The sequence below is a fragment of the Lysinibacillus sp. JNUCC 51 genome, assembly GCF_015999525.1.
GTDB lineage: Bacteria > Bacillota > Bacilli > Bacillales_A > Planococcaceae > Lysinibacillus > Lysinibacillus xylanilyticus.
This window is the reverse complement of record NZ_CP065545.1, coordinates 3,412,491-3,426,376: the sequence shown is the minus strand read 5'-3', so window position 1 is coordinate 3,426,376 and position 13,886 is coordinate 3,412,491. Positions and strand designations below refer to the sequence as shown.

The following is a 13,886-nucleotide window of genomic DNA, read 5'->3' as shown; positions in this document are numbered from 1 at the left end:
TTTTAGTAGTCTTAAAAAATGTGTGCTATCTAATTAAGATTAAACCCGTATCGCTTAATGTTTACCATTTTGAATAGAAGCACTCTCTAAATAACCTTTAAGAGAACTACAACCTTATTTCACGACCTAAGCAAAAAAAAATCGCCATAACAGGCGATTTTTTTCTTTAGTGATTCTATCCGTACACTTTGGTGTTTATGAATTAGTCTCTTTGTTGAAACGATCGACAATCATAGATAATGCTCCATCTCCAGTTACATTTGTAGCTGTACCAAAGCTGTCTTGTGCTAAGTACAGTGCTATCATTAGTGCAACCATTGTTTCATCGAAGCCGAGCATTGTTTGCAGTAAACCAATCGCTGCCATGACTCCTCCACCTGGGACACCTGGTGCAGCAACCATCGTAATACCTAACATAAATATAAAGCCGATATATTGTGCAAAACCTATATCCATACCGTTCATCATCATAACACCTAAAGAACAGGTTACGATTGTAATGGTACTCCCTGATAAATGAATGGTAGCAAACAGCGGGATTGTAAAATTCGTTACTTTTTCTGAAGCTCCTGTTTTTTGTGCTTGTCGCAATGTAACCGGAATAGCTGCAGCTGAAGATTGCGTACCTAATGCTGTAAAATACGCAGGTAGCATTGTTCGGAGTAACTTAAGTGGATTTTTCTTATTTAAAGTTCCCGCAGTAGTGTATTGCACTAGCAATATTACCCAATGCATCACAATTATAAGTGCGAAGACAATTGCGAAGACAGATAATATTTTTGCTACTTGTCCTCCATATGTCATGTTCAAGAAGATCCCGAAAATATGAAATGGTAAAAGCGGAATAATCACAAATGAAATTAACTTTTCAATAATTACATTAAACTCTTCAAAACCACGTTTCATCACATCGCCTTTGATGGCAGTCATACCAATCCCAACGATAAATGCAAAAATTAATGCTGACATAACATCCATTACTGGAGGCATTTCAACTTTAAAGAATGCCTGTGCTAAAAATTCCTCAGGGTTTTTCATGCTCTCCATATCACCATTTGAAATGAAGTTAGGCAACACATTTCGCGCTACCAAAAAGGCGAATATTCCTGCAATGATTGTTGAGAAATAGGCAAAGAATGTTGCTAAACCTAATAATTTCCCTGAACCTTTCCCAAGCTGAGCAATGCCCGGAGCAATAAATGCAATAATAATAAGTGGTACAACAAATTTTAAAAAATTACCGAATAAGCCATTAAATGTTGCAAATATACGTACAAATGGCTCTGGCATAAAGTTTCCAAGTATTATCGCTAACAAAATAGCGACAATAATTTTTGCCAATAGACCAAATTTAAACTTCACGATTTTGTCCTCCTTAGAAAAACAACTGTCTCTCTCGAATGTATTATAAGTAATTTAACATAAACAGTTGCGAGAATATACAGCTCGCTGAATAGGCGGAATTGTAAAATTTTTTTATATTTTCTAATAACTAAAAAAACTTAGAATAGGCAAAACTCACCTATCCTAAGTTCCATTTAACTTCTTTCAGCAAAATTCCCCCACCTCTATAGGTGATGAGATGAATGCGGATTTAAGCTACTTTACAACGGTTGTCCCAACACCAGCTGAAATAGAGGAACTCAGTAGTTGCCACGCCCTGTGGCAACTACTGAGTGACCAACATCGTGTTGGCCTAAAGCCTCCAGCGGATGTCACAGAATCGGAAAGGATTTCACATAGGATGTTAGCCTAAAATCATCGCATCCATGCGATAACGGATAACTGTCCTGCATCGGTAAGAACGCCACGTCCTGTGGCATTACCGAAATGACCGACATCGTGTCGGCCCTCTCGCAGGCCTAAGCACAAAGCCGATTCCGGACGCATTGTTTATCTGTGCGAAAGCGAAGCGACAGCAACAATTATGCCGAGGCATAATTGATTAATCTTTAAATAATTTTTGTAAAATGTAATATGATTGTTTTAAACGTTCTTCAGACTTAGGAGTTTGCCATTTTTCCCAAGAATAAGCTGAGAGAGCAGGTAAAACACGATCCTTTGTCTCTGGTAAAGATTTCACAACCTTGCCGTCTTTATCTACAAAAACAGCACCAATATAAATATTTTCTACTTTCGTCGAAGCTTCCTTCCCATCCTTATATAGATCACCCATAAACTCACGCTGACTTGGGTCTTTTGATTGGATCAGTAGCCAAGGGATCCGTAGCTCAATTACATTTTCATCCGTCCATGTATAGTCTACTAACGAATTATAATCTTTTGCTTTTGGATTAGCATTCCCTTGAAGCAGCTTCCCTGTTTCATATGCACTAAAATCAGTAGTAATGTTTTGCTCTGGTAAGAATAGTTGTTTATTTAACACATAGTTAATCGGTGCAAACTTACCACTATTTTTAGTGGGAACTCCCATTCGAGGCGGAATCATATTTAAAGTATGGCCATAAAAATAATCATAGAAATCATAGTATTCATCTATGACAACTCGAGAGTCTCCACTTTTATTTAATTCCACCATAAAATCTACGCCATTTGAAAAGGTCATATCTTTTATTGATGTTGCCGACGTATTTCCTTGGTTTGGTACGACATCAAGTAAAATACGCGGTGAGGCTTTTTCTAAAACATCACTTTTTATTTTGAAATACAAATATCTTTCATCATAATCGACAGCAAAATCTGTTGAGTCAGAAGGTGAGGTATTGTACATCTGTGTACCTTTCCATTCCTTTGTATCGCCGTCTACTTTTACTTTAAATCGATCAAAGCTTAGTACACCAAATTGCTGTTCATTCGTTTGTGCATTGGACCAAAACGGTCGACGATTTGGATCATCATAATCCATCGTATTCCAAGTCCTCTTAAACCACTCATCCTGCCATGTAAAGACAAGACCTCCTAGCAAGCCTTCATGCATAATATCTTCATATAAATGTTGAAGGGTTTCCCCTTGCTGCTGTTCGGACATATGTCCCTGATTCCAGCCGTAAACATTTTCATGTGTCATACCACGAGCTGCCGGTATTCCAAATTCCGCAATAAGAACAGGCATACGATGAGCTTCATGTAAGTCTTTTAAATATCCTGCATAACTATTTTTATTGCCCCGGAAATCTTTGTAATTTAAATATTTTTGGTCGAAATTAAAGAAATCAGGGTAATATGGATACACATGATAGGACGCAAATTGCCCTGGTGCCTGCATCTCACTCTTCGTATAGATAACATTTGGATTTACGCCTACTAAATCTTCATCCTCAGAAGGTTCAGATGGATGGTCAAGTAAGTCTGTCGTTACCCAGTTTGTGAAACTCATTGGACGGATCCAATTATATTTATCCTTCTCATAAGTAGTAATAAGATCCATCTGCTCTGCTAACCAATGCTCAAATGGTGAAGCATTTTTCGTTTCGAAATACGTCCCATTATATTCGCCAATATTTGCGTGTTTTTCGTTCGTACCGACTACCATGTGCGGATACCATTCGATTCCAAGCACCCAGCCAATAACATATTTAGAAACGTCAACATCGTATAATCCTGAAGCATGTCCTGCTACTGGCTTCACATAAGTATTACCGTGGATAACGTCCACCATGCGCTTCATTTCAAGTTGAAAATCCTTCAAGGTAGCTTCATCATAGGCATCTAATGAATCAACCAAGCCTTCTTCATTAATCCATACACCATGCAATACATATAGGGGCTTATCTGGATTTTCTTCATTGTATTTTGCAAGTGCTCGATAAAAGCCTGGCGGGTGTAATGTATATACACGAATCGTATTGGCATTCATCTCACCAATTTGACGGAACCATCGATAGTACTCTTCTTCGGTAATAGCGGCCTCGCCAGGGAATGCTCCCGGTTTCCCCATACCAATATTAACGCCCTTAAAGACTAATGACTCCCATTTTCCATCACGTAAGACTTCAAATGACTCGCCCTTAGTACGTGCGTTATAATTTAATTTGGCATGATTAACGTTTTCTTGAACTTCTTTTTGCTCAAACGTTTCAAAAATTTTATGCATGACCGGTATATAGATTGACCAGTAAAATGAACTATCTGCATACTTCTCAGCGTATTTATAAATGGTCGGTAATCCCTTTATTTTGTAAAGAGTCGGTACCCGTGACATATCGTTGAAGTCTCCAGCAAAATAGTAGCTTGTCGTGTAGCGTTTATCCTGTGAAACGATAGCCGCAAATTGCTGTGGAATATCGTTATCCTTTAATAGTTTTTCCCCTTCTTTTGTTAAGTCCCATTTATAATTAGCGAGAGCATCCTCCGCATATTTAGGTGTGATAATATCAAACCAATAGTCATACTCTGCACGAGCAGAAGTATTAAAGAATTTTTGTCCTTCTTCAGTAAATTGCACCTGGATGCCTTCTGTTTTTACATGCTTGTCAATTTCCAGCACAATGAGCTTTTCTGTTATTTCATTAAATAGAAGAAAGCCTCCGCCTTTGTATGGCCAATTATCACCATGTTCATCGATGACCCATTGTGGGATTTCTGAATTTTTATGATAATCAAGCTCATCGAAATAACGCCCAATCCATCCAGACCATGAAATTCCTAAATAGTCCTGTAGCTCTTTTCTAACTGCCTCTGATGTTGGTGACGCAAATGTATTGTATTCAGCTATTAGCATACTTTTCTTGTTGCTTGCTAAACGATTTACTATTGACTGCCATTCATCCATTTCTAAGCCGCCAACAATTTTTTCTGAGCGTTTACCTAGACGCTTTTTTTCATTTAAATCATCCTTATAAACACCATACGTATCTGCCAAATATATAACATCATAATCGCTATAGTCGGTCGGAAACTTTTTTTCTGACACTCTTTTTGTTTTATCATTTGGAATCGTACCATAATAATTTTTTTGTACATCATACGGATGATCATCGATTGTGTATTTATAATGGTTTAAAAACCAGTTCATACCTAAATGCTCTCGATAGGTTTCATTCGGAACCGTTTTATCTAGAATCGCGACGTTGAGCGGTTTTTCATCGCTTAAATACCACCAAGCTATAGGTGTGATAATTAGAATTAGAACAACTATAATTCCTATATATATACGCTTCATACACTTTTCTCCTTTTCACCGATGCCGACACGCTTCATATTACCCCAATCGCTTCTTCTTAACACAAATCGAAGCAATCCCTCGCATCGCCAAAAAAGAGTAAGTGGTCGATACCAGAAAATTTCAGTAAATGCTAATAGTATCATGCGTAGTAAATCTCTTGGCCTCGGATAAGTATTCAAGATCCATGCTTCGAATAATATTGAGGCTATTGAAAAAATTACTCCATAAATGACGAAAAGTAGTAACAGGATTATGGCTACTTCATAATAGATTTTTCCTAAGAAAAATGCCACTACGATATAAATATAACCACCTAGCTCAACTAGTGGTCCTAGGCATTCTACTAGCCAAAAATATGGAAATGAAAGCAAGCCTATTAAGCCATATTTAGGATTCAACGTCATCGTCTTATGCTTCCATAGGCTTTCAAATAATCCTTGATGCCAGCGTCTACGTTGGTTTCGTAAAACTCCTAATGACTGAGGTGCTTCAGTCCAGCACACAGGGTCTGGAACAAATTCTATTCGTTTCTTTTCTTTTTTCTTTCTTATCAAACGGTGAATATTCACGACAAGCTCCATGTCTTCTCCAATAATATCCGTTGAATAACCGCCCGCTTCTACAGCCCATTCCTTCGAAAACACACTAAATGCTCCCGAAATAATAAGCACAAGATTGTATTTACTTAAAGCTATTCGCCCCATTAAAAAGGCTCGAGCATATTCTATTATTTGCATGATGACTAAGTGATTATTTGGTAAGTGTGTTTCAGTAACAGAACCAAGCTGCATTTTCGCTCCATTGGCTATTCGGATATTTCCTCCTGCCGCAATCACTTCTCCATCTGATAAAATAATCGGCTTCATCACACGAAGCAATGACTTTTCATCTAAGATTGAATCACCATCAATAGAGCAGAAGTATGGATATTGAGATACATTAATACCAACATTCAATGCATCTGCCTTACCACCATTTTCTTTATCTACTAAAATACAATTTTTATAGATTTCAGATTCATAAATTTGTTTAACTTGTTTTGTAGGGATATTTGTACGAACAATTTTATCAACGGGCTTCATTCGGAAATGCTCGATTACGGTTTGTAGTGTAGAGTCAGTTGACCCGTCGTTAATAATGATAATTTCCGTTTGTGGATATCGTAAATTCAACAATGAATAGACTGTGTCTACAACACCAATCTCTTCATTGTAAGCAGGGACTAATAAGGATACTGGCTTGGAGTAAAAGGCATCTATATGCGCATCATCATACTCCGAGGGATCTAATTTATAGCGTTTTCGCATAGCTAGCATGGCAATGACAAACATTGCGCAATATGAAACAATAACAATTAACATATAAAACAGAATAAAGCCACCAAAAAACCACATACAAAAATCTAAAAATACTTTCATTTGCTCCCTCGCTTTCTGACTATTGTTTCCCGTGCCATTTCAATTGCATAAGGGTCATTTGAGGACTCCAAAAATTGCTGTAATTTTGCAATTCCTTCTCTTTTTTCTACAATTGTTTTAGCAGCCTGTGAGCGTACCCACCAATTTTCATCTTGAAGAAGCTGTTCTAAATAAGCATAGGTATAGTTAAGTGGTACATGTTGAAAGATTTTTGCAATCATTAATCTTATTTCCCACATATCTGATGTTACAAACGGAACATAAGAATCGATTTCATCAATTACACCAATTTCATAAAGACCCTTTAATGCTCTTATTTTTATCTCTGGCATCTCATGTGTTAATAGCTTTTTTAACTGATCAATATATTGCATATTTCTTTTGACAGCTGCAGTATCAATTGCAGCAAACTGGATTTTTTTTGTCCAGCTATTAAAGTCTTCAAATAATCGTATAAATACGTCATCCTCTAACAATGCAAATAATCTTCTATATTCACTTTCAGAATAACTGACACTCGATTCTTTAATTTTTTCAATAAACATTTCTGGTTGGAAAATAGAGTAAATTTTTAACAACTGAAAATATTCTTCTTCCGAAATTTTGGTTTTCTCGAATTGTAGACAAGTATCTAATAATGCTTCTATCTGGAAATCAGCAATACGATATAAAGCATTCATCCTTATACTCCATCGTTTACTGGATAAATCCTTTTCATAAAACTTTTTTAAATAGAGATTAGAAAACTCTTTTATTTTATGTTCAACTTTTTCATTCGTTATATTTTTCAAATAAGATGAAAAAATTATTTCTATAGCCGTAACTTGAGCTCTTCCTCTAGGAACAAGCACTACAGAGAAAATTTCATCATTAATCAAATAGTTGTACCAATGCTGTGCGGAGTTTTGTAAAAAAGCATCACGCACTTCAGCAAAACGAATCTCTCGCTTGCGCTGGACAAGTATATAAATCGTAAATAAAAATAAAACTACTAATAAAACGCCGCTGACCGTTAAAAGCAAAGAAATCGACAGCTTGATCATAGCCAAAACCTCGCAAAAGTCTGCTTAATTTTTGCTTCTAATACACGTAAATTAAACGGTTTTACGATATATTCATCGACGCCACCTTCATAGGCATTAAGTGTCGCAATCTCTGAGTTTCGTTCTGACATCATATAAATAATAAACTTTTTCTCATTCGGCATTTCTCGTAAAATGTGCAAAATTTCTAAGCCATTTTTACGTGGTAAAATATCGTTCATCACGACTAAATGCACATGGCCTGTTTTATAGCTATCGGACTGTAAAAAACTATAGCCATCTTCATAGGTTGACACGTCTAAAGTATAATGAGGAATGTCTAAATTTTTGAGCGTCGTTTCTAGCACTTTTCTAAAGATTTCATTTTGTTCAATAATGCTAACCTTTACTTGCTCCGTAGGTTGTACACGATAATCTGTAACCTGCTCTACTGACCAAGTCGGCTGTTCGTCATCTGCTAGTTTGAGCTTATTTTTATCTAACAATGTTTCAAAGTTAACACTATTATTTCTTATTTCAGTAACGGAAGCTTTTAACTCTATTCGTTGATATTCCCTTTCTTGCGTTAGAATTGCGAAAATCCGTTTTAAAAACGCCTTTACCTCTACCTCACTACTTTGCAGAAAAAATATTCCCCAATGCATGCCATCTGCTAGTTGAAAAAGTAAATCTGTTTTTCGTATTTTTGATTTTAGAAAAGCCGAGATTTGATGATTCACTTGATTTCGTTCTATATCAGTTCCTTGTGAGGAATTTGCTACTTTAAAAAAGACTGCAGTCATTGTTAAACGTGAGCGAATAACACTCTCACGCAATATTTCAAAATACCCTTTTACCTCATGCTCCTGCATAATGTCTTCTGCGATAATTAAATTATTCATTGATGTTCACCCCAGTTGATGGAAGAAGCATGTTATTCTCCTTCATTATTTTTATAGCATTCTTTTGATTTATAAACACAACAACAATAGTAATAAAGATGACTAAACAATTGCTATACAAAATTTTTGGTAAATCAATTACGTTTAAAATATTATTACATTTTTGCTAAAAACTACAGAATAATACCTTTTTCGATAAAATGTTATATTTTTCTGACAAAAGACAACCCTTTTATAATAGAAGAAAGGGTATGTAAGCTGTATTTCTTACATACCCTTTCAGACTTCAAAAAACACTATTTTGATTCAGCTTGTCGCCTCATCCTGATGAGAAACTGTTGATTTGTCCCGGAGATTGACGAGGAGATTGAAGCCAAGAGCCACCCAAGCTCCAACTCGGATTGAACATCAACCTTTGTTAATCGATACGCAATTATTCTTTAGTCGACAAACAAAAAGGATATGTAAGCTGTCATACTTACATACCCTTTTTGATAAATATTAATTATTTAACTGGTACAACTGAGCCTTTCCACTCTTCAACAATGAAGTCCTGGATCTCTTTAGATTTTAATACTTCTACTAATTTTTTAATTTCTGGTTTTGTTTCATCACCAGCACGTACAGCGACAATATTTACATAAGGAGATTCTTTATCTTCAAGAGAAATTGCATCTTTCAATGGATTTAAGCCGTTATCGATTGCAAAGTTCGAGTTGATTAGAACTGCATCACCTTCATTATTTTCGTACATTTGTACAAGCATTTCAGGCGCTGTATTTGCATCGAATTTTAAGTTTTTAGGGTTTTCTGCAATATCTTTTATTTCTGCTGCTGTTTTATCAACACCATCTTTTAATTTAATTAAGCCCTTAGCTTCTAACAATGAAAGCATACGACCGTGGTCTGCAACTGAGCTAGAAAGTAAAATTGTTGCACCCTTTGGAAGATCCTCAAGAGATTTATATTTTTTAGAGTAAATACCGATTGGTTCAATATGAATAGCACCAGCATTTACAAAGTCATAACCATTTTCTTTCATGCTAAGCTCTAAGAAAGGTAGGTGTTGGAAGTAGTTCGCATCAAGTTCACCAGAATCTAAATGTTGGTTTGGTAATACATAGTCTTGATATGTTTCAATTTTAAGATCGATACCTTCTTTAGCTAAAATTGGTTTTGCTTTTTCCAAAATAACAGCATGTGGTGTATTAGAAGCACCTACTGTTAATGTTACATTTTCTTTGCTTTCACCAGCATCAGATGATGAGCTTTTCTCTTCTTTTTTACCAGCACCACAAGCAGCTAGAGCTAGTACTAATACAGATAACAATAATCCTGTTAATAACTTCTTCATTTTATTACTCTCCCTTTTTTCTTATATGTTAGCGGTATAAAACCGAGATAACCTCTTTTTTGTGAGCAAGCTCCTTCACTACAATTTTTAGCGTTTATCTGTTTTGGCTGTAATTAAGTCGCCAATCCATTGAATAATAAATACTACTATTAAGATTAATATAGTCGCCATTAATGTTACATCTGTGCGATTACGTTGGAAACCATCTAAGAATGCTAAGTTTCCTAGACCCCCTGCACCGATAATACCTGCCATTGCAGTATAGCCAACAAGTGCTACAGCCGTTACAGTAAGACCAGAAATAAGCGCTGGTAAAGATTCCGGAATTAATACTTTCCAAATAATTGTTGACGTTTTGGCACCCATTGAACGAGCTGCTTCAATAACACCTTTATCAATTTCACGTAAAGCAATTAATACCATTCGCGCATAGAATGGTGCAGCTCCAATAATTAATGCTGGTAAAGCCGCGTCTGCGCCACGAATCGTGCCGAGTAAAAATTTCGTAAATGGAATTAATAAGATAATCAAAACGATAAATGGAATCGAACGGAAAATGTTAACGATTGATCCTGTTAAAAAGTTCACAATTTTATTGGCCCATAGTTGGTTGGGACTTGATAAAAATAATAAGATTCCAATCACTAATCCAAGTATAAATGTGATGACCGTAGAAATTGTTGTCATGTACAATGTTTCATACGTAGCGTCCCACATTTTTTCCCAGTCGACATTCGGAAAAAGACTAGTTAGCATTTGCAATCACCTCCGTTTGTACTTCGACTGTATTTAAGTAGCTAAGTGCAGCAGCAACATTGGCCTCTGAGCCATCAATTTGCACAATAAGTGTACCGTACGCTCCATTTTTCGTTTGCGAAATATTTCCATGTACAATACTTACTTCTACATCAAACTGTTTCACAAGATGTGAAATGACAGGCTGCTCTGTTTTTTCTCCTACAAAGATTAGCTTAACAAGTTGTCCCTCAGGATAATTTGCTTTAATTTGTGCCACAGTTTCCTGAGTTTCCTTCGTATCTGTAATTTGAGAAACGAATTTTTTCGTAATGGCTGCTTGTGGAGCTTGGAATACTTGTAATACTTCACCACGTTCTACAATTTCTCCAGCTTCCATAACCGCTACACGATGACAAATTTTACGAATAACATGCATTTCATGTGTGATTAACACAATCGTTAGACCTAATCGTTCGTTAATATCGACAAGTAGATCAAGGATAGCATCCGTTGTCTCTGGATCGAGTGCGGATGTGGCCTCATCACATAACAATACCTCTGGATTATTAGCAAGTGCACGAGCGATACCTACCCGTTGCTTTTGTCCCCCTGATAGTTGTGATGGATATGCTTTATCGCGCCCTTCCAAACCAACTAGTGTAATCAATTCTTTCACACGTGCTTCACGTTTTGCCTTTGGAACACCTGCGATTTCTAGTGGGAAAGCGATGTTTTCCGCAACAGTTCTAGACCAAAGTAAATTGAAATGTTGGAAAATCATACTGACCTTTTGTCTAGCATCTCTGAGCTTCTGCCCCTTTATGGATGAAAATTCCTGATTGTTAACAGTCACCGTACCAGAAGTAGGTTTTTCTAAACCGTTTAACAAGCGAATCATTGTACTTTTACCAGCGCCACTATAGCCAATAATGCCAAAAATTTCTCCTTTATTAATGGAAAGGTTGACGTCTTTGACTGCTATTAATTCGCCATTCGCGGTTTTGTATTTCTTCGTAATATTTTGAAGATTGATCATAGCGAATTCTCCTTTTCTCATATAAAAAACCCCTTCACTTAATAGATAAGTAGAAGGGGTCACGTAGCTTATACGTTAGACCGTTCTCTCATCTTTCAAAGATAAATCTTTGGGTGATTTGGCACCTTTTCACGATTGTGATGGTTGCCGGGCTTCATAGGGCACTTCCCTCCGCCGCTCTTTATAAGAGTTCGATATATTTATTGTTTTTTTAATATATTTGTTACTTTACCACGCGATTAATATTCAGTCAATTAGTTTTTTAATAATTCGTATAAATATGGTACGGATTGAAAGGCATAAACCTTTTCTGTTACTTCTCCGCCTTCACATACGAGTAAACATGGTACACTTTCGATTTTATTATCATAAGCTATTTGCTCTATAAAATTAATATTCGCTTTTCCGACCTGAAGCTGTGGCAGCAATTGTTCAACAACCATCATCATTTTCGATGCAACTGCACACGTTCCACACATTGGTGTATATAAATAAAAAGCAGCCTTTTCACCTGACTGGATAACCGCGTTCCACTGCTCTTTTGACCATTCTTCCATCTTTTTTCACGCAACCTTACAAAATATATTCATTATGGATTGAGAAATGCGCACGAAGCAATATCGCCGCTAATACTTTCCTCGGAGTTGTCTCAACTTCCTTATATGTTGGCATCGTACGTAAATGCTCAGCCTCTGGATAATGTCTGTCCATTAATGCCCGTAGCTTATTTCCCGATGTATCTGCATCAAAAAATGTATAAAGCTCGCAACCCTCATACGGATCGAGTAGCTCTTCTAATTGATGCACACCAATTGTTCCATTTGTACAAAGTATTTTTACGTCTTCATTTAAAATAGGTTCAATTTGAAGTTTATCCGATCGGCCTTCAACAATTAAGCATTTTCCCTCGAACATCACGCCACCCCCATTTAGACATATCCCTTATATTCATTATATCAATAAACTTTGTCGTTGATACAGTTAGACACCTACTGATAAGGGAATATACTTGCATTTACTTCACCAACTATAGTGGAAGAATGAATGAAGATAATAAAAAACGTCGGTAGTTTCCGACGTTTTTCTATTATTGGCTTGTCTTATTCAGCAATCATTTCTTCGTATTGCTCAGCTGTCATAAGTTTTTCAACTTCTGATGCATCAGCAGGCTCTACAACGATCATCCATGCTTTTTCATATGGTGATTCATTAACGAATTCTGGGCTATCTTCTAAATCTGCATTTACTTCAACTACTGTACCTGAGATTGGTGCATATAATTCAGAAACTGTTTTTACAGATTCTACGCTACCGAATGGATCATCAGTTTTGATTTCGTCTCCAACTTGTGGAAGTTCAACGAAAACGATATCTCCAAGTTCAGCTTGTGCGAAATGAGAAATACCGATACGTACTTTACCATCTTCTACTTTTACCCATTCGTGCTCTTCAGAGTAACGTAAGTCTTTAGGTGTGCTCATGCAAAAAACCCCTCCATAAATATGTAATATATTCACTTTCAGTGTGCCATACTTCTTGCATAAAAACAAGCAAGAATCAATTATATCTCGGCATAATTGTGTTTGGATTCGGCTTTGTTTTTGCACAAAGAACTCTTTCCGATTCCGTGACATCCGCCGGAGGCTTTAACTTCTTTCAGCGGTTGTTTGAAAAGTGACTTATAACCGTATTCATCTCACCAACTATAGAGGTGGGAGACTGCTTAAACAAGTTAAAAGTGGTTATTTCCAAGCTTGCTCAAAATCTGATTCTTTAAACCCTAAAGTAACTTTTTTTCCATCGGTTACAATCGGACGTTTAATCAACATACCATCTGATGCAAGCAGTTCAAGCTGCTCCTCTTCAGTCATTTCAGCGAGCTTATCTTTCAAGCCAAGCTCACGATATTTCATACCAGAAGTATTAAAAAATTTCTTTAAAGGTTGTCCACTAGCTTGCCATAAGTTTGATAATTCGTCCTTTGTAGGTGGTTGTTCGACAATGTGTACCTCTTCGTATGATACCCCATTATCATTTAGCCATTTCTGAGCTTTTTTACAAGTAGTACATTTCGGATATTGAATTAGTTGAATCGTCATTTATAGGCTCCTCTACTATCATTTTTAGGAACTACATTTTCAGTGTATCCCTCATTTTCTGTAGTATACCATCATAACTGTTACGAGCCAAAATGAAACTCATCATATTAAAATGTGGGGTTGATTTCGTTCCACGCTGGGCGCTTTCCTGTGGGCTAGCGTTTAGCCGCTTCCTCCGCTTCGCTTCGTGTA

Annotated in this window: 12 protein-coding genes and 1 riboswitch; all 12 genes read right to left on the bottom strand. The window is 36.5% G+C overall.

Annotation, left to right across the window (positions count from 1 at the left end):
• Positions 1–195 precede the first annotated feature (195 nt).
• A complete protein-coding gene (locus tag JNUCC51_RS16440) occupies positions 196–1,362 on the bottom strand; it encodes a dicarboxylate/amino acid:cation symporter (protein ID WP_337988924.1) in 1,167 nt (388 codons plus the stop codon).
• Between the two features lie 583 nt (positions 1,363–1,945).
• Positions 1,946–5,122, bottom strand: a complete 3,177-nt coding sequence (locus JNUCC51_RS16435; protein WP_337988923.1) for a hypothetical protein — start codon at positions 5,120–5,122, stop codon at positions 1,946–1,948.
• The gene (locus tag JNUCC51_RS16430) at positions 5,119–6,543 is read right to left on the bottom strand and encodes a glycosyltransferase family 2 protein (protein WP_337988922.1); all 1,425 of its coding nucleotides are present in this window, start codon (positions 6,541–6,543) and stop codon (positions 5,119–5,121) included. The genes JNUCC51_RS16435 and JNUCC51_RS16430 overlap by 4 nt, the downstream gene beginning before the upstream one ends.
• Positions 6,540–7,586: a HEAT repeat domain-containing protein gene (locus tag JNUCC51_RS16425; RefSeq protein WP_337988921.1), complete on the bottom strand. Its 1,047-nt coding sequence runs from the start codon at positions 7,584–7,586 to the stop codon at positions 6,540–6,542. Before JNUCC51_RS16425 ends, JNUCC51_RS16430 begins: the two co-directional genes overlap by 4 nt.
• Positions 7,583–8,467, bottom strand: coding sequence for a response regulator (locus tag JNUCC51_RS16420; protein ID WP_337988920.1), 885 nt, complete (start codon positions 8,465–8,467; stop codon positions 7,583–7,585). Before JNUCC51_RS16420 ends, JNUCC51_RS16425 begins: the two co-directional genes overlap by 4 nt.
• A 505-nt stretch (positions 8,468–8,972) precedes the next feature.
• Positions 8,973–9,821 carry a MetQ/NlpA family ABC transporter substrate-binding protein gene (locus tag JNUCC51_RS16415; RefSeq protein ID WP_337988919.1) on the bottom strand — a complete coding sequence of 283 codons (849 nt, stop codon included), beginning with the start codon at positions 9,819–9,821 and terminating at the stop codon, positions 8,973–8,975.
• 87 nt (positions 9,822–9,908) lie between these two features.
• Positions 9,909–10,577, bottom strand: coding sequence for a methionine ABC transporter permease (locus JNUCC51_RS16410; protein ID WP_049669084.1), 669 nt, complete (start codon positions 10,575–10,577; stop codon positions 9,909–9,911).
• Positions 10,567–11,595, bottom strand: a complete 1,029-nt coding sequence (locus JNUCC51_RS16405; RefSeq protein WP_337992251.1) for a methionine ABC transporter ATP-binding protein — start codon at positions 11,593–11,595, stop codon at positions 10,567–10,569. The genes JNUCC51_RS16410 and JNUCC51_RS16405 overlap by 11 nt, the downstream gene beginning before the upstream one ends.
• A gap of 85 nt (positions 11,596–11,680) precedes the next feature.
• A riboswitch (SAM riboswitch) is annotated at positions 11,681–11,785 on the bottom strand.
• Between the two features lie 64 nt (positions 11,786–11,849).
• Entirely contained in the window at positions 11,850–12,152 is a 303-nt protein-coding gene (locus JNUCC51_RS16400) for a thioredoxin family protein (protein ID WP_337988918.1), read from the bottom strand.
• Between the two features lie 16 nt (positions 12,153–12,168).
• The gene (locus JNUCC51_RS16395; RefSeq protein ID WP_132361835.1) at positions 12,169–12,510 is read right to left on the bottom strand and encodes a toprim domain-containing protein; all 342 of its coding nucleotides are present in this window, start codon (positions 12,508–12,510) and stop codon (positions 12,169–12,171) included.
• 185 nt (positions 12,511–12,695) lie between these two features.
• Complete coding sequence (gene gcvH, locus JNUCC51_RS16390) at positions 12,696–13,076, bottom strand: glycine cleavage system protein GcvH (RefSeq protein ID WP_100544522.1); 381 nt, start codon at positions 13,074–13,076, stop codon at positions 12,696–12,698.
• 261 nt (positions 13,077–13,337) lie between these two features.
• On the bottom strand, positions 13,338–13,694 hold the full coding sequence (locus JNUCC51_RS16385) for an arsenate reductase family protein (RefSeq protein WP_337988917.1): 357 nt from the start codon (positions 13,692–13,694) through the stop codon (positions 13,338–13,340).
• Positions 13,695–13,886 lie beyond the last annotated feature (192 nt).